The sequence below is a fragment of the Pseudomonas boreofloridensis genome (assembly GCF_030580795.1).
Classification (GTDB): domain Bacteria; phylum Pseudomonadota; class Gammaproteobacteria; order Pseudomonadales; family Pseudomonadaceae; genus Aquipseudomonas; species Aquipseudomonas boreofloridensis.
Map to the genome: position 1 here is coordinate 115,217 of NZ_JAUQOQ010000003.1, position 16,981 is coordinate 132,197.

Sequence of the window (16,981 nt, forward strand, 5' to 3'; positions counted from 1 at the left end):
GTGAGTCATGAGCGAGCTGTTACTGATTGATGATGACCAGGAGTTGTGCGAGCTGCTCGGCAGTTGGCTGACTCAGGAAGGTTTTGCGGTCCGCGCCTGCCACGATGGCGAAAGTGCGCGCCAGGCCTTGGCCGCCCAGGCGCCGGCGGCCGTGGTGCTGGATGTGATGCTGCCCGACGGCAGCGGCTTGGAGTTGCTCAAGCAACTGCGCAGCGAGCACGCCGAACTGCCCGTGTTGATGCTCTCGGCCCGTGGCGAACCGCTGGATCGCATTCTCGGCCTGGAACTGGGCGCCGACGATTACCTGGCCAAGCCGTGTGATCCACGCGAGCTCACCGCCCGCCTGCGTGCGGTACTGCGCCGCAGCCATCCGGCTGCGCCCAGTACCCAGGTCGAGATCGGTGACCTGATCTTCAGCCCGGTGCGCGGCGTGGTCAGCATCGATCAGCGCGAGATGAGCCTGACCCTGTCGGAGAGCCGTATCCTCGAAGCCCTGCTGCGCCAGCCCGGCGAGCCGCTGGACAAGCAGGCCCTGGCGCAGCTCGCCCTGGGCCGCAAACTCACGCTGTACGACCGCAGCCTGGACATGCACGTCAGCAACCTGCGCAAGAAAATCGGCCCCCATGCCGATGGCCGGCCGCGCATCGTTGCCCTGCGCAGCCGGGGTTATTACTACAGCCTCTAGAGCTCCAGCCCCAGCACCACCGCGCACAGGATCAAGAACACGCAGAACAGCGTGCGCAGCACCTTCTCAGGCAGCGCATGGGCCAGCCGCACGCCCCAGCTGATGCTCAGCAGCCCGCCGATGGCCAAGCCAGCGCCCATGCGCCAGTCGACGCTGCCATGCACACCGTAGGTGACCAAGGTCACCAGGGTACTGGGCGCCGCCAGTGCCAGCGACAAGCCCTGGGCCACCACCTGCGAGGCGCCGAACACACTGGTCAACAGGGGCGTGGCCACCACGGCCCCGCCGACCCCGAACAGCCCGCCCATGCTGCCGGCAAAACAGCCCAGCACACCGAGCCACGGCCAGGGATAACGTAACTGGCTGCTCGGTGGCGCCACCTTCATGAACATGCGCGCCACGTTCCACACCGCCAAAGCCACCAGAAACGCCACGAAGCCCAGACGCATCGCGTGCGCATCGAGCCCCACCGCCCAGATCGAGCCCAGCCAGGCGAACACAAAGCTGCACAGCGCCAAGGGCACGGCGTGTCGCAGCTCGATACGGTTACGCTGATGGTAGCGCCACAGCGCCAGCAGCACATTCGGCACCACCATGACCAACGCGGTCCCTTGAGCCAGTTGTTGATCGAGGCCGAATAGCACACCCAGGGCGGGAATGGCGATCAGGCCGCCACCGATCCCGAACAACCCGCCAACGGTGCCCAGCACCGTCCCCAACAGCACATACATCAACCACTCGATCATCAGTCCCTCATGCGCCACGTTCTCGATGCCCGCATGCTACGCAGTCGTGCCTGGCAGGGAAACGCACAGCAGCGCACAATGGCTATGCGTATCACGCACAAGCAAGGACCTGTCATGAGCCCCGATATCCTCACCGAACAGCTGAGCCTGTTCCTCGACGTGTTGCACACCGGCAGTTTCTCCGCCGCCGCGCGACGCCATCCGCTGACCCCCTCGGCCGTTGCCCGGCGCATCGACGCGCTGGAGAACGCCCTGGGCAGCCGCCTGTTCGTGCGCAGTACCCACGCCGTGCGCCCGACCCCGGCGGGCAACGCGTTCGCCGAACGTGCCCGACGCATCATCGAGGAACTGCGCCTGGCGCGGGCCGAGGCGGTGTCGTTGAGCAGCGCGCCCGAAGGGCTGATCCGCATGGACGCACCCGCCGCCTTCGGCCGTCGTCACCTGGCGCCGGCCATTGCCGACTTTCTGGTGGCCTATCCCGGCCTGGACGTGCAACTGCGCTTGATCGACAGCTTCGTCGACATGCACGGTGGGCATCTGGGCGAGGTCGACCTGGTCCTGCGCGCCGGCACGCTGGCCGACACTCGTTTGGTGGCGACCCCTCTAGCCAAGATGGTGCGCATCGCCTGCGCCAGTCCTGCCTATTTGGCCAGCCGCGGCGTACCCGGCTGCCCCAGTGAACTGCCGCAGCACGATGGCCTGGACTGGGACGGCCTGGCCCCCCCTTTTGCCTGGCGCTTCACCGTGAATGGCCAACAGCGGCTGTATCGCCCTGCCCGCCTGCGCATGACCGCGAACAATGCCGAGACCTTGCTGTTCGGCGCCCTGGCCGGCCTCGGCATCGCGCATCTGCCCACTTGGCTGGTCAGCGAGTACCTGCTGCGCGGCGAATTGCAGCCGCTGTTTTGCGAAAACGGCCTGCCAGAACCGGAAACCACCGGCATCTATGCGTTGCGACTCGAACATGAAACGAACTCTCGCAGCCGCTTGTTGCTCGAATTCCTCAAGAGCCGCTTCAGCCCGGTACCGCCTTGGGACCTGGCACTGCGCAGTGGACTGCGCAGTTAGTGAGCGCACTAACGATCAGCGTGCTAGATTCTTAACCGAACTCATTCAAGGACTTGCATGAACGCCGACACCAACGCCCCGTGCGACGAGCTGCTGCTGAACAATCAGGTGTGTTTCGCCCTGCATTCCACCTCGTTGCTGATGACCAAGGTCTACAAGCCTCTGCTGCAAGCCTTGGGTCTGACCTACCCGCAGTACCTGGCCATGCTCGTGTTGTGGGAGCAGGACGGGCTCACCGTAGGTGAAATCAGCCATCGCCTGCTGACCGATCCCGGTTCGTTGACCCCTTTGCTCAAGCGCCTGGAGAGCGAAGGGCTGCTCAACCGCACCCGCAGCCGTGAAGATGAGCGTGTGGTGCTGGTGGAACTGACCGACAAAGGACGGACTCTGCGCGAGCAAGCGCGCAAGGTGCCGCAGTGCATCCTGGAAGCCTCCGGGCGCACAGTGCAGCGCCTGCAGAAATTGCAGGCTGAATTACTGGAATTGCGCGAGAGCCTGCAAAAGAGCCTGTGAGCGAGCAACCGGACGAATGGCGTGAAAATTATATTGCGCGCAAAATAATTGCGAACTAAATTAATAGCCACACCCCATCGCGCTCCGGCGCTCATCACGCAAGCGAGGCTCAAGATGCACAAGGTCAATGCGCTGTACATTGCACAAGCGACTTCCACCGGCGGCCGTGACGGCCAATCCCGCTCCAGCGATGGCAAGCTCGAGGTCAAGCTCAGCACCCCCAAGGAGCTGGGCGGCGCAGGCGGGGAAGGCAGCAATCCCGAGCAGTTGTTCGCTGCGGGTTACTCGGCCTGTTTCATCGGTGCGCTTAAGTTCGTCGCCGGCCAGGCCAAGCAAGCATTGCCCGCTGACACGGCGATCACCGCCAAGGTCGGTATTGGTCAGATCCCCGGTGGTTTCGGGCTGGACATCGACCTGCACATCGCCCTCCCCGGCCTGACCCAGGCGGACGCCGAGGCGCTGGTCGAGAAGGCCCATCAGGTCTGTCCTTATTCCAACGCCACCCGTGGCAACGTGGATGTGCGCCTGCACGTGACGGTCTGAATCAGCCGCCTTGCTGACGGACACAAAAAACCCGGCATACGCCGGGTTTTTTATTGGCTCACCAGAAGTCTTACTTCTTGGTGCGGCCTTTGAAGCTGTTGTCGCGGGTATCGATATCGATCCACTCGTCGATTTCGATGAAGTCGGCGACTTGGATCTCGGTGCCGTTGGCCAGCTTGGCAGGCTTCATGACCTTGCCGGAGGTGTCGCCACGGGCAGCGTTCTCGGTGTAGACGACCTTACGGCTGATGGTGGTCGGCAGTTCGACCGACACCAGACGGCCTTCGAAGAAGACGGCTTCGCAGATGTCTTCCATGCCTTCTTCGATGTACGGCAGAACGGCGTCGATGTCTTCGGCGTTCAGCTCGTACATGGTGTAGTCGGTGGTGTCCATGAAGGTGTATTCGTCACCATTGATGAACGACAGGGTCGCTTCTTTGCGATCCAGGATCACGTCGTCCAGCTTGTCGTCGGCGAAGTAGACGGTCTCGGTCTTGTAGCCGGTCAGCAGGTTCTTCAGCTTGGTCTTCATGATCGCGCTGTTACGGCCCGACTTGGTGAATTCCGCTTTCTGGACCAGCCACGGGTCGTTGTCGATCCGCAGGACGGTGCCGGGTTTCAGTTCTTTACCAGTTTTCATTACGCAGTATCCGAATCTGGATGGATTTATAAAAATCGAGGCCGCGTATCATAGCCAATTTCGATAAAACTGTACCAGCGCTGTAGCAAGGTCCGGTCGAGCGGCCTGTGCGCTGCGCCACTGCCGGGCGTGCGCCTGGAGTGTCGGCCAGTGGGGCTGCAACGCGCGCCAGGCCTGGGCCATGTCGCGGTCCATGTTCCACGCCCGCCACACCGCCAGCAGCGCCTGCGCCGCTTCGTCCGACAGGCCCTGGCGGTAGATCTTCAAGAAGGCTTCGAGCTTTTCCCAGTGGGCGTTCTCATCCTGAATGTAGATGTGCCACAGCCACGGCTGGCCGGCCCACTGGGCGCGCACGAAGGAATCCTCACCGCGCACGGCGTTGAAATCGCAGCACCAGAGCAACTGGTCGTAGTCTTGCTGGCTGACGAACGGCAGTACCTGAAGCGTCAAGCCACCGCGACGGCGTACATCCCCCACGGCCAAGGCTTCGCCGAACCAGACATTGAGGTCGGCGAGAATTCGTCCCTCTGGCACCAGCAAGTGCGTGGGCTGGACATCTTCGATCAACGCGTCCAGCCAGTTGGCCAACTGCGGGTTCTCGTAGGCGAACAGCGAGATCAGCCGTGCCGAGGGCGCTGGATGCACGTTCAACCGGGCCAGGAATGCCTGTCGCGCGGTGTCGTCGGTCTGCCAGACCAGGCAGCGCTGGACGAGATCGCGTTCTCGCAGCAGGCCACCGGTCTTGGCCGTGAAGCCGGGAAAGAAAAACACGGTGCGCAGACCATTGGGCTGTGGCGAAGGCAAGCCATGGCAGCCTTCGACCCAGTCTTCGGCGCTGAGGTATTCCAGGTTCAGCCATAACGCGGGCGTTGGACGTGCCGCCAGCGCGTCGAGGTAGGGGCCAGGGAGGCGGCAGCCGAAGGCGCCGATGACCACCTCGGCAGTGGCGCACGCGGGCCAGTCGCTTGCCCAATGACGCACGTCGACACCCTGTTGCCACTGCTGTGAGGCTTGCGGGTCGGCGCTTGGGCACAGGCGGGTGAAGGCGGTGAGATCGTCGACCCACAGGCGCACGTGCAGTGAGTGCTCATTGGCCAGTTGCCGGGCCAGGCGCCAGGTCACGCCAATATCACCGTAGTTGTCGATGACCGTGCAGAAGATGTCCCAGGTGGGCGGCAAGGGCGCGTGCTGCATGGTCATTCTCGATAGCGGCGGATTGGGGGCCGGGTATTCTGGCGGTAAAGGGACGAGGGGGAAAGCGTTGCTTGTGGGCGCAGTCCTCACCGGGTTTTCTGGTTCGAGTGTGGGTGCCGATGCGTGGTCGTGCGACAATCGAGGGGTCATTCTCTTTTCCAGGAAGCCACGATGAATCGTCGTCGCGCAGTGAAGATCACGCTTAGCCCTGTGCAGTTGGTCCTGAGCATTGCCTTGGGCCTATGGCTTGGGGCGGTGGCCGTTGGCTTGAGCGTAGGGCTGGTCTGGCATCTCTGGCCGGCGCAGGTCGAGCCGTTGGCACGCGCCGTGGCGCCGGCACGCGTTGCGCCAGGGCCAACCCCACCAGCGCCCGCGCAACAAGACGCTCAGCAGGCGATGTTCGAGCGTTACCAGCAGGTGCTGCAGGAGCAGCAGGCACGCCAGGCCATCGAGGCCGATCCGCGCCATCTGGCCAACCCCAAATGCCAGTTCTGGTTGCAGCAGAACCGCAACGCCCCCACCGCCAACAGCCAGGCCAAAGTGATGGAGTTCTGCAACTGATCATGGACAAGGCCTGCCTGCTCGCCCACATCATCGAACGCCTCGAGCACGACAGCGAGGTGCTGCGTCGCGCCGCCCAGACGGCCTACGAAACCGCGACAGCCGAAGAAAACATCGCCGAGAACAAGTACGACACGCTCGGCCTGGAAGCCTCCTACCTCGCCACCGGACAAGCGCGGCGCACGGCCGAGATTCGCCAGGCGCTGGTGAGCTATCAGCAACTGCTGCTGCGCGACTACGACCCCGTGCGAGGTATCCAGGTGAGCAATAGGGTCACCCTCGAAGATGAGCAGGGCACTCGCCAGTGCCTGTTCCTCGGACCTGAGGGTGCAGGCCTGAAGATCGGCGAAGGCGATGCACAGGTCACCGTGATCACCCCGCGCTCGCCGTTGGGCCTGCAACTGCTCGGCAAGCGACTCGACGACGAAGTCACCCTGATGCTCGCCGGCACCGCGCAGGTGCAGTGCGTGGTCGAGGTCGACTGAGCCGCCCTACCCGCCGCTGGCCACGAAAGCCTCGTCCACCCGAGCCAACTGCGCCTCGCTCAGCGTGCCGGCCTGATAGTGCAGCTTGATCCACGCCAGCAGGTAGTCGTAACGCGCCCGGGCCAGATCGCGTCGAGTGGTGGACAACTGCTGCTCGGCATTGAGCACATCCAGGTTGACCCGCTCCCCGCCCTGCACGCTCTTGCGCGTCGAGGCCACCAACGCCTCGGCGGCCTGCAGGGCCCGTTCGTAGGCGCGCAAGCGGCTGGCGCCAGAGGCGCAGGCGTTGTATTGCCGACGCAGTTCGATCAGGGTGCTGCGGGTATTGCCATCGAGTTCGTACTCGGCCTGCTCCAGGTGTCGGCTGGCTTGGCGGGTGGACGCACTCACGGCACCGCCAGCGAACAGCGGCAGGCTGATTTCGATACCCACCGTGTTGGTGTCATAACGCTGGTTGTAGGTGTTGCCGCTGTCCGACTCCTGGCGCCGCGAGGTGGCGAAGGCATTGACCTTGGGCTGGTGCCCGGCCCGGTTGCGCTCGACTTCGTAGCGGGCCACGTCCAGCGCATGGCGCTGCGAGCCGAGCACGGGGTTGCCCTCCAACGCCAGCGACTGCCAGGCCTCGAAGCCTGTGGGCGCCATCACCGGCAAGGCGAAGCCGCTGCGCAGCGGCGCCAGATCGTCGATGTGCACCGCCGGTTCGCCGATCAACGCACCGAGTTCGCGCAGGGCGGCGTCTTCGTCGTTGCGGGCCTGGATTTCCTCGGCATCGGCCAGCTCGAAACGTGCCTGGGCCTCGAGGATGTCGGTACGCGTGCCCTCGCCCGCCTGGTACAACCGCTGGTTCTGCTGGAACTGCTGGCGGTAGGCCTGCTTGCTGGCCACGCTGATGGCGATCTGATCACGGGCATACAGCGCCTGGGTATAGCTGGTCATGACCCGCACCAGCAACTGCTGGCTCTGGTCACGGAAACTCTCGTCGGCGAACAAGGCCTGGGCCACGCCTTTGCGATAGGCGGCGTAGGCTTCGTAGTCGAACAGCGGCTGCTGCAGAATGAAGGTCGAGCCGTAGCTATCGTAGCGCCGATCTTCGCTGGTGCGCCGCGCGTCACCCAGGTAGCTGGCCTTCGAATCGTTGCGGCCTTTGTTGTAGCTGTAGGACAGGTTCGGCAGCAGACCCGCGCGACCGATCGCACGGTACTCCTGGCCCGCCTCGCGGGCCTTGAAGGCCGCCAGGTAGGTCGGGTCTCGGCGCAGCGCCTGCTCGTAGACCTGGAACGGCCCCATGGCGGCCTGGACCAAGGCCGGCAACAGTGTGCAGGCCGCCAGCAGGCCGGTGGCAAAAGACTTCATCACAGCGTCCTCAAGGTTCGCTCAAGGCGCTGCCCGCTCGATCGAGCAGGGGCTTGAACAGGTAGTTGAGCAGCGAGCGCTCGCCGGTGCGCACGAACAGCTCCGCCGGCATGCCGGGGCGGATCGACAGCCCCTGCAGACGCGTCAACGCCTCTTCGCTCACGGTGCTGCGCAGCACGTAGTAGGGTTGGCCGCTGCGCTCGTCCAGCAACTGGTCGGCCGAGATCAGCGCCACTTCGCCAGTGACCCGCGGCGTGCGGTTCTGGTTGAAGGCGGTGAACAGAATGTCCACCGGCAACTGCGGCGCCACTTTGTCCACCAGGTTCACCGGCAGACGCCCCTCCACTTCCAGGGCCGTGCCCTGGGGCACGATTTCCAGCAGGGTCTCGCCCGCCCGCACTACCGCGCCTTCGGTGTGCACGCCCAGGTTGATGGCGATGCCGTCGGCCGGCGCCAGGATCTCGCTGTGGCGCAGTTCGAAACGTGCCGAATTCAGTTGCTGCTCCAGCGTCGCAGCGCGTACCTGCGCATCGGCCAACTGGCTGCGCACCTCCTTCTGGTACTCCTCGCGGCGCTGTTGCAGGTTGAGCTGGGCTTCGACGATGCCTTGTTCGAGACGGGCGCTGTCGCCGGCATTCTGCGCCAGGTCGCGCTGGACCTGGGACAACTGGCGCTGGTACTCCAGCACCCGATTGCGCGGGATATAGCCCTCGCCAGCCAATGGCCTCAGGTTGTCGAGCTGCTCGCGCAAGGAGTCGGCCTGAGCCTGCAAGTCGCCGCGCGCCCGGCGCATACCGGCCAACTGCGCCCGCGAGCCCTCGACGCTCGCCGACAATGCGCCTTGCTCGCGGGCCAGGGCCTGGCGACGGCTCTCGAACAGTTGACGCTGACCTTCGAGCACCAGTCCCAACTGCGGGTCGGATGCCTCGTTCAGTTCGGCCGGAAATTGCACCTGCTGCGCATTGTCACGCTCGCCGCGCCACCGCGCCAGGCTGGCCTGGGCCATGCGGTACTGGGCCTGCAAGGCCTCGACATCGGCCTGCACCTGGGTCCGGTCCAGACGCAGCAGCGGCTCGCCTTGGCGCACCGCCTGCCCTTCGCTGACCAGAATGCGACTGACCACGCCCGCCGCCATCGACTGCACCGCCTTGCGCTTGCCGGACACCACCACGGTGCCAGGCACCGTCACGCCCTGATCGAGCGGCGCCAGGCTGGCCCAGAGCATGAACCCGCCAAAGCCGAGCAGGGTCAGCAGCCAGCCCAGGCGTACATAGAAACCTGAATCGCGCATCGAACGGCTCATGCGCCACCTCCGGCCTGCAGCGGACGATGCACCGCGCCCTGGCCCAAGGCCTGGAGCACCTCACGTGCTGGGCCGAACACCTGCATCCGCCCCTCGTTCATCACCAGCAGCTTGTCGGCCTGGCCCAGCGCCGCGCTGCGATGGGTCACCAGTACCACGCTGCGCCCCAGCGCCTTGAGCTGGACCAAGGCATTGGCCAATGCCGCCTCGCCGAGGCTGTCCAGGTTGGAATTAGGCTCGTCGAGCACCACCAGGCACGGATGGCCGTACAGCGCCCGCGCCAGCGCGATGCGCTGCTTCTGGCCACCGGAGAGGTCGGCGCCGCCTTCGCCCAAGCGGGTGTCGTAGCCGTGCGGCAGGCGCAGGATCAATTCATGGACCCCCGCCAGGCGCGCGGCCTCCACCACCTTGAGGCCGTCGAGCTCGCCGAAGCGGGCAATGTTCTCGGCGATGCTGCCGCGCAGCAGTTCGATACTCTGGGGCAAATAGCCAATGTGCGGGCCGAGCGCCTCCCGATCCCACTGGCGCAGCTCGGCGCCGTCCAGGCGAACATGACCGGCCAATGGCTGCCAGACACCGACCAGCAAACGCGCCAACGTCGACTTGCCCGAGCCCGAGGCGCCCAGCACACCCAGCACCTCACCCGGCGCCAGCGCAAAGCTGACCTGCTGCAGCGTGGCCTGCTGGCGACCGGGCGGTCCAGCGCTGACCTGCTCCACCGTCAATTGCCCAAGCGGCGTGGGCAGTGGCATCGGTGCCGGCGGTTCGGGGTGCTCGCGCAGCAGCGCATCCAGACGCCGGTAGGCCAACTGCGCACCGCTCCATTGCTTCCACACAGCGATGAGCTGGTCGATCGGCGCCAGCACCCGTCCCATCAGGATCGAGCCGGCGATCATCATGCCGGGCGTCATCTGCCCTTCGATCACCAGCAAGGCACCGAGTCCCAGCACCAACGACTGCAAGCACAGGCGTAGGGCCTTGCTGGTCGCAGTGATCACCGCAGAGGTGTCGCTGGCCTGGTTCTGCAGCGTGAGAAAACGGCTGTGCAGGGCGAACCAGCGTTGGCGCAGGACGCCGAGCATGCCCATGGCCTGGATGCTCTCGGCGTTGAGCAACTGGCTGGCGGCCAGGCTGCTGGACTGCTGCTGCAAGCCGCTGGCCTCGGCCAAGGGGCGTTGAGTCAAGCGCTCGTTGAGCACCGCCAGCAGCACCAGCAACAAGGCGCCGGCACTGGCGAGCACGCCCAGCCAGACGTTGAACAGGAAGATCACGGCCAAGTACACCGGAAACCAGGGCGCGTCGAAGAAGGCGAACAAAGCCGGACCGGTGACGAACTGGCGCACCTGGGTCATGTCGGTCAGGGCTTGCCCCGCCGCCCCGTCACCCTGGCGCAAGTTACGCTCGAAGGCGGCGCGATAGAGGGTCAAGTTGAACCGCTGTTCCAACCGATAACCCACTCGAATCACGATGAAACTGCGCACTGCCTCCAGCACGCCCATATAAAAGAAGAAGCCCACGACCATCAGGGTCAACATCCATAACGTCGTGGGATTCTGCGAAGTCAGTACACGGTCGTACACTTGCAACATATAGATCGACGGCACCAGCATGAGAACATTGATCAAGGCGGTAAAACAGCCAACACTGATCAAGGTCGATTTGAATTCGGCAAGTGCCGCCCACAGAAGTGCACCGGGCTGATGGCTCGGAAGTTTCATGTTTCGCCCTTATTACCGTTGCAACTTGGCCTGGTTAGTTATTATCCAGACGCTCCAGTACCAACACCTCACCGCCCGGCACAGTGCCGGTATAGCGGTCTACCTGTTGGCGGCTGAAATGCACTACGGTGCTGCCATCGGCCCCCACCAGGGCCAGCGTGTCGGGCGTCACCAACCAACTGCCGGGACGCAGACCCAGCAGGGCCTGGGCGCAGGCCAGGTCGCCGTCCAGGGTGCCTTGCTCGGCCTCCAGGCGCAGGGCGCAGCCCTCGGCCGGACGTGGTTGCGGATAAAGCTGCCAGCGCCCGGCCAGTTGCGCCGCGCTGGGGAGTAGCAGGCTGCTCGCCATACCTACCTCGGTCATCGATATCAGGACGATCGCGCCTAGCGCGATCATGGGGTTGACTGCTCGCATTCGTCCACCTCCGTGGCGAGGGCGACCCGCAGCCTGCACGGGCCGCCCCGTCAGGTCAGACCACGATGTCCGTGGCGACCGCCTGACCCACGGTAGTCACCAGGAAATCAACCTGGCTGTTACCGGTGAAGTCGATGGCCAGGCTGCCCAGGTTGGTGGCCTGGTCATAGCTGAGCACCGCTTCGCCGGCATGGCCGCTGAAGCTGTTGACGAAGGCCAGTGGCAACTTGCTCTGGGCGAAGGCCGGGATGGCCGACAGGTCGATCTTGTCCTGACCGCTGGCGAAATCCATGATCCGGTCCGGCGCCTTGGCCGTGGAATCGCTGACTGCGCCATAGACGAAGGTGTCTGCGCCGCTACCGCCCCAGAGCACGTCCGCCCCGCCGCCGCCGTAGATGATGTCGTTGCCGGCACCGCCCTTGAGCACGTTGGCCACCGCGTTGCCGATCAGCAGGTCGTTGCCCGAACCGCCTATGGCGTTTTCCACGGTCACGCCCTTGGCGATCGAGACGTTGCCGACCATCCCCCCCACGTCGGAGAACGAGGCTTCGTTGAGGTTGATCTTCTGGTTCTGGGTGAACCCGGAGAAGTCCAGGGTATCGTTGCCGCCACCGTCCCACACAGTGAACACCAGCTTGGACGAAGCCGAGGTGGCCGAGTAGAAATCGCGATCGGCCGTGGAGTTGAACCCGTACACGGTGTCGCCCGAGCGGGTGGCGTAGTTGGCGCCGTAGAGCTTCTGGATCGCCGCGATGTCGTCGATCAAAGGCGCCGAGGCATAGTACTGGCCACCGCCTTTGACGAAGTTCTGCGCGGTGTTGCTCTCGCTCCAGTAGCTCATCACGCTGTAGCCGCGGGTGTCCTGGGCGTACGAAGCGTCACGGTAGCTCGGGTTGCCCTGGCCGGCGTTGTAGTCGCCGGGATGGGACAGGCCCAGGGTGTGGCCGATCTCGTGGGTCAAGGTCTGGCGACCGTAGTTGCCCGTGTCCGGGCTGATGTTGACCTGGTAGCCGTTGTTGACCAGGTACCACGACTCACCCTTGTGCGACCCGGCGCCGTCGAACGGCAGGTAGGCGAAGGCCGCGCCGCCGTCGTTGGCGCTGTAGTTGCCGAAGGTCATGTGACCGTCGCCACCTGAGGCCGACTCGGTGAAGGTGACCTTGGCCACGTCCGCCCAGGACTGCATGGCGAGCTTGGCCTGGGCCTTCTGCTGGGTGTTGAACTGACTGAAGGTGCCCAGGCCGCGGCTGACGAAGTCAGACGGCGCTTTGCTCAGGAAGGTGTAGGTGAGGCTGATGGTGCCGTCCTTGTTCAGGTCCTTCCAGGACGCGCCGTCACGCAGCAGCTGGGTCGCTGCCTGGTCGACGGTGAACGACGGTTTGCCATTGATCTTCGCACCACCGCGATCGTACTGGTGGGCGAAGCCGTTGATCAGCCCGAAAGCTGAACTGGGACCGTTGGGCTGCAGCGCCGAGGCAGCAGCGTACAGGGCCTTAGCATTGACATTCGACATGCAGACACTTCCTTGTTTGCGGAAATGATTGAAGTTCGACAGGAACGCTCAAGCATTTGGCGAGAGCATCCTGTCACTCGCCCTTATGAGGCGTAAAAAAACTGACACACCCTGAAACTTAATGTCCAGTCTTTTTTTGGCGTGCGTTATACGAATTGCCAACCACGTCGAAGTTCTGGGTTATTTGCGCAAACAGTCGCGAATTATTAGGGCAGTGCAGAACGATTTATTCAAATAATGACTGGCCGTTCATTATGCGCGTCCGGGAAGTTTTATTATAAAAAAGCGACATGAATTACAACGCGTGTGGCGCATCGGTAAAACAGCGCTATCGCTATTCGTTTGAATTCAAAGACGCGCGCTGTCCGTCGTCGGCTCCGACCGGTTCAGGCTCGGCCACCCGACATCGAGCCGCCCTGCTACCATGTCGCCCTTTTTGCCCTCCCCGCCCTGCCCGCTTCCAAGGAGCCTCGCATGACCCCGCTTCGTTCTCGTCTGCCCTTCGGCCTGTTGGGCCTGGGGGTTGCGCTGCACGCCTGCCCTGGCCATGGCGCAGAACCGGTCAACCTGGCACCGGTGCAGATCAGCGAACGGGCGACGGACGCCGGCTACCAGGCCGATCAAGCGCAGGTTGGCGGCTGGCAAGCGGCCCCACTGCTCGACACCCCCGCCTCGGTCAGCGTGTTCAGCCGCCAACTGCTCGACGATCGCCAAGTGCGTCTGCTCAGCCAAGTGCTGCAAAGCGATGCCTCGGTCGGCGAGAGCTATGCGCCCATCGGCTACTACGAGAACTTCAACGTGCGTGGCTTCAGCCTCGACGCGGCCAACAGCTACCGAATCAACGGCCAGACCATCGCCGGCGAGCAGAACGTGGCGCTGGAGAACAAGCAGCAGGTCGAACTGCTCAAGGGTCTGTCGGGGCTGCAGAGCGGCGTCTCCGAACCCGGCGGGCTGATCAACTACGTGACCAAGCGCACCGAGGACGTGCGCAGCGTCACCGTCTCGACCAACGACCAAGGCGAGCGCTACCTGGCCACCGACCTGGGCGGCTGGTTCGGTGAGCAGAAGCAGTTCGGTCTGCGCGCCAACCTGGCCCATGAAGACCTGCGCAACTACGTCGACCACGCCGACGGCAGGCGCGACTTCGCCTCGTTGGCCTTCGACTGGCAGATCAACGCCAATGCCACGCTGCAACTGGATGCTGAATACCAGCACCGTGAACAGCGCTCGGTACCGGGTTACCAGTTGCTGGGGGGTAGCGAGGTGCCGCACGGCGTCAACCCGCGGGATCGCCTGGCCTATCAGTCGTGGGCAAAGCCGGTGCAGAACGATTCGCTGAACCTGGGCGGTCGCTTCGAATACCGCTTCAGCGACACCTGGAGCGGTGCGTTGAGCGCGTCGCGCAGCCAGGTGGTGATCGACGACTACAGCGCCTTCGCCTGGGGCTCGGACGCTGGCGCCGTGTTCGCCCGCAACGGTGATTACGGTATCTACGACTACCGCAGCCCCGACGACACCCGGCGTGTGGACGCCCTGCAGGCCACCCTCGATGGACGCTTCCAGGCCCTGGGCCTCGACCACGAGCTGACCCTGGGCAGCAGCGCCCAGCGGCGCACCGTGGATCAGCGCCCTTACTACAACGAGTGGCTGGGCACCGGCAACATCGACACTGGCGCACCCGCCCTCGCCCCTTCGGACAAGCCGGTGGGGCACAGCGAACGCCGCCTGGACAGTCGCCAGTACGGCCTGTTCTTCAGCGACCGCATCCGCTTCGATGAACACTGGCAGACCGTGCTCGGCGCGCGCGAAGTGCGCCTGGACGAGAAGACCTGGGACGAGACCGGCACGCCTGACCGCCACACACGGCAGTACCAGTTGTTGCCCAACGTCGCGCTGATCTACAAACCGCAGGCCGACACCACCCTCTACGCCAGCTGGTCCAAGGGCCTGTCAGCCGGCGACACCGCGCCTTGGTTCGCCAGCAACGCCGCCGAGATCCTCGCGCCGACCCTGTCACGCCAGTTGGAGGTGGGTATCAAGCGTGACTGGCAGGGCGTGAGCCTGAGCGCAGCGCTGTTCCAGATCCGTCAGGCCTACCAGTACGCCAAGCCCGGAGACGGCGCCGCGCCGCTCTACGTGCAGCAGGGGCAGCAAAAGAACACCGGCCTGGAGCTGGGGGCCAGCGGTTGGGTCACCGCCAACCTGCAACTGCATGCCAGTGCGGCGGCCATCCGGGCGCGGGTGAACGACACAGGCACCGACGCCTACGAGGGTCACCAGGCGATCAACGTGCCACGCCTTCGCGCTGCGTTGCAGGCCGAATACAGCTTGCCGCTGCCCGGCCTGGCGCTGCTCGGCGGCGCTCGCTACAGCGCCAGCAAGTACGCCAGTCAGGCGGGTAACGTGGCCGTGGGCGGCTACACCGTATTCGATGTGGGTAGCCGTTATCGCACCCGTATCGGCGACTACGACACGGTCGTGCGCTTGAGCGTCGATAACCTGTTCGACAAACGCTACTGGCGCGACGTCGGCGATTACCTGGGCGATGACTACCTGTTCCAGGGCGCGCCGCGTACCGCCAGGCTGTCGGCGTCGGTCAGCTTCTAGGGCGCTTGCGGACGCGGACAGCTCTCCCAAGCGCTGTCCTGCACGGGCGCTTCGAACTCGTCGGCGAACACATAGCGGTCCTTGCCCAGGTGCTTAGCGTGGTACATCGCGGCATCCGCCGCCCTGAGCAGGCTGTCGCTGTCGGTGTCGCTGGCGTCTTCGCAGAGGATCACACCGACGCTGGCGCGCACTTGAGCGCTGCCACCTTCCAAGGCAATCGGCTCGCGCACGGCAGCGATCACCCGATCGAGGATCATGCGGCATTCAGGGCGCCCGGACAGGTCCTCCATGATCAGCACGAACTCATCGCCCCCCAGCCGCGCCAACGTGTCTGAACCGCGCACCTTGCCCAGCAAACGCTGGGCAACCGTGATCAGCACCCGATCACCCTGAGCGTGGCCGAAACGGTCATTGACGCCCTTGAAACCGTCCAGGTCCAGCAGCGCCAGGGCGAAGCGCTTGCCTTGCCGATGGCTGCGCTGCTCGGCCTGCTCCAGGCGCCGTAGCATCAGCCTTCGGTTGGCCAGCCCGGTGAGTGGATCGATCAGCGCCTGGCGCAGCAGTTCGGCGCGGCGCTGGCGCAGGCTCAGCAAGGCATGCATCAGCCAGGCGACCGAGCCGCTGCCCAGCAGGATCAGTCCGAACTCGAAGTAGTGCCGGGCATCTGCGGCTGTGGCGTGCAGCGGCGCCACACACAGATTCCATACCGTGGTACCGATCCTGACATCGCGACACAGCCCGTCGACCAGATCACCTGGCGAGCGCAGCAGCACGCGACGCTCGCCGGTCTCGGCATCCAGGCCCGACAGCGCGTAGGCGTAGCCTTGAGCCTCGATGGCTGGCAGGTTGGCATCTTCCAGGGCTTCGGGCAGCACCAGGGTGACCACCGTGTACCCCCAAAAGCGTGGTGTTCCGTTTGAATCCGGCAGAAAGACCGGGAGCATGCCAATGGCGCCCAAAGGTCCCTGGATCAGGGTGAAGGGACCGGTGAACTGAAGACGCGGCGCCACAGGGTCCAGCGCAGCCAGTACCTGCTTGCGGTCATAGAACTCCAGCAGATCGTGATCGCGCACGATCAGGTTGCGGTCCAGCGGCTCGATCTGGCGGATGATGCCCTCGGGGGCCAGTGAGAACGCGTAGGCGCCCTTGTACAGCGGCAGCAGAAAATGCGCGAGGGCGGGGAAATCCGGCACTTGGCCGTGACCCTGATAGACCATCACCGCCAGCGTGCGATTGGCGGTCAGCGCCCGCTCAAGCACTTTTTCCACCGCCACCGCAAAGGTAGTCGCCACCTCGCCGGTGCGCACCTGTTCGAGGCGTCGAGCGTCCTCGTCGAAACGCTCCAACAGAATCCAGCCGAGCAGGAAGAAGCCGGTGAAGGCCAGGAGCGGCAGGCTCCAGCGCAACCAGCGTCCGGCTCGAACGAAGCTCATCATGAGGCAATCCACTCGCGACCCAGGGCTGCGACCGATTCTGTCGGAAAACAACGCTATTTCAAAAGACAGTCTGGCAGATTGATGCATCTTCGACCGGTCGATCACCTGTCGCAACGGCAGGTAACCACGCGCCGGCATGGCTGCCTGACCAACGGTAGATTGACGGATGTCTGAACATTTGCTGTATTGAAACCGGTTTCA

Annotated in this window: 16 protein-coding genes; 7 read left to right on the forward strand and 9 right to left on the reverse strand. The window is 64.4% G+C overall.

Going from position 1 to position 16,981, the window contains the following annotated elements:
- Positions 1-7: 7 nt before the first annotated feature.
- Positions 8-685, forward strand: coding sequence for a response regulator transcription factor (locus Q6A47_RS04715; protein WP_039579112.1), 678 nt, complete (start codon positions 8-10; stop codon positions 683-685).
- On the opposite strand, the gene Q6A47_RS04720 is transcribed toward Q6A47_RS04715, so the two are convergent.
- A complete protein-coding gene (locus Q6A47_RS04720) occupies positions 682-1,431 on the reverse strand; it encodes a sulfite exporter TauE/SafE family protein (RefSeq protein WP_304483285.1) in 750 nt (249 codons plus the stop codon). The genes Q6A47_RS04715 and Q6A47_RS04720 overlap by 4 nt on opposite strands.
- Positions 1,432-1,545: 114 nt before the next feature.
- Between Q6A47_RS04720 and Q6A47_RS04725 the strand changes: the two genes are divergently transcribed.
- From Q6A47_RS04725 to Q6A47_RS04735, 3 genes are all read left to right on the forward strand, one after another.
- On the forward strand, positions 1,546-2,499 hold the full coding sequence (locus Q6A47_RS04725; RefSeq protein WP_304483287.1) for a LysR family transcriptional regulator: 954 nt from the start codon (positions 1,546-1,548) through the stop codon (positions 2,497-2,499).
- A 57-nt stretch (positions 2,500-2,556) separates the two neighbouring features.
- Entirely contained in the window at positions 2,557-3,012 is a 456-nt protein-coding gene (locus Q6A47_RS04730; protein WP_304483289.1) for a MarR family winged helix-turn-helix transcriptional regulator, read from the forward strand.
- Positions 3,013-3,126: 114 nt separating this feature from the next.
- Positions 3,127-3,555 carry an organic hydroperoxide resistance protein gene (locus tag Q6A47_RS04735; RefSeq protein ID WP_304483290.1) on the forward strand — a complete coding sequence of 143 codons (429 nt, stop codon included), beginning with the start codon at positions 3,127-3,129 and terminating at the stop codon, positions 3,553-3,555.
- Between the two features lie 70 nt (positions 3,556-3,625).
- Here the strand turns inward: Q6A47_RS04735 and efp are convergent, their stop codons facing one another.
- Complete coding sequence (gene efp, locus Q6A47_RS04740; protein ID WP_029613941.1) at positions 3,626-4,195, reverse strand: elongation factor P; 570 nt, start codon at positions 4,193-4,195, stop codon at positions 3,626-3,628.
- A 48-nt stretch (positions 4,196-4,243) separates the two neighbouring features.
- The gene (gene earP, locus Q6A47_RS04745; protein WP_304483512.1) at positions 4,244-5,374 is read right to left on the reverse strand and encodes an elongation factor P maturation arginine rhamnosyltransferase EarP; all 1,131 of its coding nucleotides are present in this window, start codon (positions 5,372-5,374) and stop codon (positions 4,244-4,246) included.
- 186 nt (positions 5,375-5,560) lie between these two features.
- Between earP and Q6A47_RS04750 the strand changes: the two genes are divergently transcribed.
- Positions 5,561-5,950 (forward strand): hypothetical protein, encoded by a 390-nt coding sequence (locus Q6A47_RS04750; protein ID WP_304483292.1) that lies wholly within the window; start codon positions 5,561-5,563, stop codon positions 5,948-5,950.
- A 2-nt stretch (positions 5,951-5,952) separates the two neighbouring features.
- Positions 5,953-6,435, forward strand: a complete 483-nt coding sequence (locus Q6A47_RS04755) for a GreA/GreB family elongation factor (protein WP_039579123.1) — start codon at positions 5,953-5,955, stop codon at positions 6,433-6,435.
- A gap of 6 nt (positions 6,436-6,441) precedes the next feature.
- On the opposite strand, the gene Q6A47_RS04760 is transcribed toward Q6A47_RS04755, so the two are convergent.
- Genes Q6A47_RS04760 through Q6A47_RS04780 form a run of 5 tightly spaced genes read right to left on the reverse strand, consistent with a single transcriptional unit; the run spans position 6,442 to position 12,737 of the window.
- Entirely contained in the window at positions 6,442-7,788 is a 1,347-nt protein-coding gene (locus tag Q6A47_RS04760; RefSeq protein WP_304483294.1) for a TolC family outer membrane protein, read from the reverse strand.
- 10 nt (positions 7,789-7,798) lie between these two features.
- Positions 7,799-9,091, reverse strand: a complete 1,293-nt coding sequence (locus tag Q6A47_RS04765; protein ID WP_304483295.1) for an HlyD family type I secretion periplasmic adaptor subunit — start codon at positions 9,089-9,091, stop codon at positions 7,799-7,801.
- Positions 9,088-10,809 carry a type I secretion system permease/ATPase gene (locus Q6A47_RS04770; protein WP_039579131.1) on the reverse strand — a complete coding sequence of 574 codons (1,722 nt, stop codon included), beginning with the start codon at positions 10,807-10,809 and terminating at the stop codon, positions 9,088-9,090. The genes Q6A47_RS04765 and Q6A47_RS04770 overlap by 4 nt, the downstream gene beginning before the upstream one ends.
- A 34-nt stretch (positions 10,810-10,843) precedes the next feature.
- Positions 10,844-11,224 carry an AprI/Inh family metalloprotease inhibitor gene (locus Q6A47_RS04775; RefSeq protein ID WP_304483296.1) on the reverse strand — a complete coding sequence of 127 codons (381 nt, stop codon included), beginning with the start codon at positions 11,222-11,224 and terminating at the stop codon, positions 10,844-10,846.
- Between the two features lie 55 nt (positions 11,225-11,279).
- Positions 11,280-12,737, reverse strand: a complete 1,458-nt coding sequence (locus Q6A47_RS04780; protein ID WP_039579134.1) for a serralysin family metalloprotease — start codon at positions 12,735-12,737, stop codon at positions 11,280-11,282.
- Between the two features lie 474 nt (positions 12,738-13,211).
- Here Q6A47_RS04780 and Q6A47_RS04785 point away from each other — a divergent pair, with 474 nt between their 5' ends.
- Positions 13,212-15,344 carry a TonB-dependent siderophore receptor gene (locus Q6A47_RS04785; protein WP_304483298.1) on the forward strand — a complete coding sequence of 711 codons (2,133 nt, stop codon included), beginning with the start codon at positions 13,212-13,214 and terminating at the stop codon, positions 15,342-15,344.
- Here Q6A47_RS04785 and Q6A47_RS04790 read toward each other — a convergent pair.
- Positions 15,341-16,777, reverse strand: coding sequence for a sensor domain-containing diguanylate cyclase (locus Q6A47_RS04790; protein WP_304483299.1), 1,437 nt, complete (start codon positions 16,775-16,777; stop codon positions 15,341-15,343). The two genes, Q6A47_RS04785 and Q6A47_RS04790, sit on opposite strands and share 4 nt — an antisense overlap.
- Positions 16,778-16,981: the final 204 nt, after the last annotated feature.

Coding starts and splice junctions, on each gene's coding strand:
- Q6A47_RS04715 (WP_039579112.1), top strand. CDS start 8: ATGAGCGAGCTGTTACTGATTGATGATGACCAGGAGTTGTGCGAGCTG.
- Q6A47_RS04720 (WP_304483285.1), bottom strand. CDS start 1,431: ATGATCGAGTGGTTGATGTATGTGCTGTTGGGGACGGTGCTGGGCACC.
- Q6A47_RS04725 (WP_304483287.1), top strand. CDS start 1,546: ATGAGCCCCGATATCCTCACCGAACAGCTGAGCCTGTTCCTCGACGTG.
- Q6A47_RS04730 (WP_304483289.1), top strand. CDS start 2,557: ATGAACGCCGACACCAACGCCCCGTGCGACGAGCTGCTGCTGAACAAT.
- Q6A47_RS04735 (WP_304483290.1), top strand. CDS start 3,127: ATGCACAAGGTCAATGCGCTGTACATTGCACAAGCGACTTCCACCGGC.
- efp (WP_029613941.1), bottom strand. CDS start 4,195: ATGAAAACTGGTAAAGAACTGAAACCCGGCACCGTCCTGCGGATCGAC.
- Q6A47_RS04750 (WP_304483292.1), top strand. CDS start 5,561: ATGAATCGTCGTCGCGCAGTGAAGATCACGCTTAGCCCTGTGCAGTTG.
- Q6A47_RS04755 (WP_039579123.1), top strand. CDS start 5,953: ATGGACAAGGCCTGCCTGCTCGCCCACATCATCGAACGCCTCGAGCAC.
- Q6A47_RS04760 (WP_304483294.1), bottom strand. CDS start 7,788: ATGAAGTCTTTTGCCACCGGCCTGCTGGCGGCCTGCACACTGTTGCCG.
- Q6A47_RS04765 (WP_304483295.1), bottom strand. CDS start 9,091: ATGAGCCGTTCGATGCGCGATTCAGGTTTCTATGTACGCCTGGGCTGG.
- Q6A47_RS04770 (WP_039579131.1), bottom strand. CDS start 10,809: ATGAAACTTCCGAGCCATCAGCCCGGTGCACTTCTGTGGGCGGCACTT.
- Q6A47_RS04775 (WP_304483296.1), bottom strand. CDS start 11,224: ATGCGAGCAGTCAACCCCATGATCGCGCTAGGCGCGATCGTCCTGATA.
- Q6A47_RS04780 (WP_039579134.1), bottom strand. CDS start 12,737: ATGTCGAATGTCAATGCTAAGGCCCTGTACGCTGCTGCCTCGGCGCTG.
- Q6A47_RS04785 (WP_304483298.1), top strand. CDS start 13,212: ATGACCCCGCTTCGTTCTCGTCTGCCCTTCGGCCTGTTGGGCCTGGGG.
- Q6A47_RS04790 (WP_304483299.1), bottom strand. CDS start 16,777: ATGAGCTTCGTTCGAGCCGGACGCTGGTTGCGCTGGAGCCTGCCGCTC.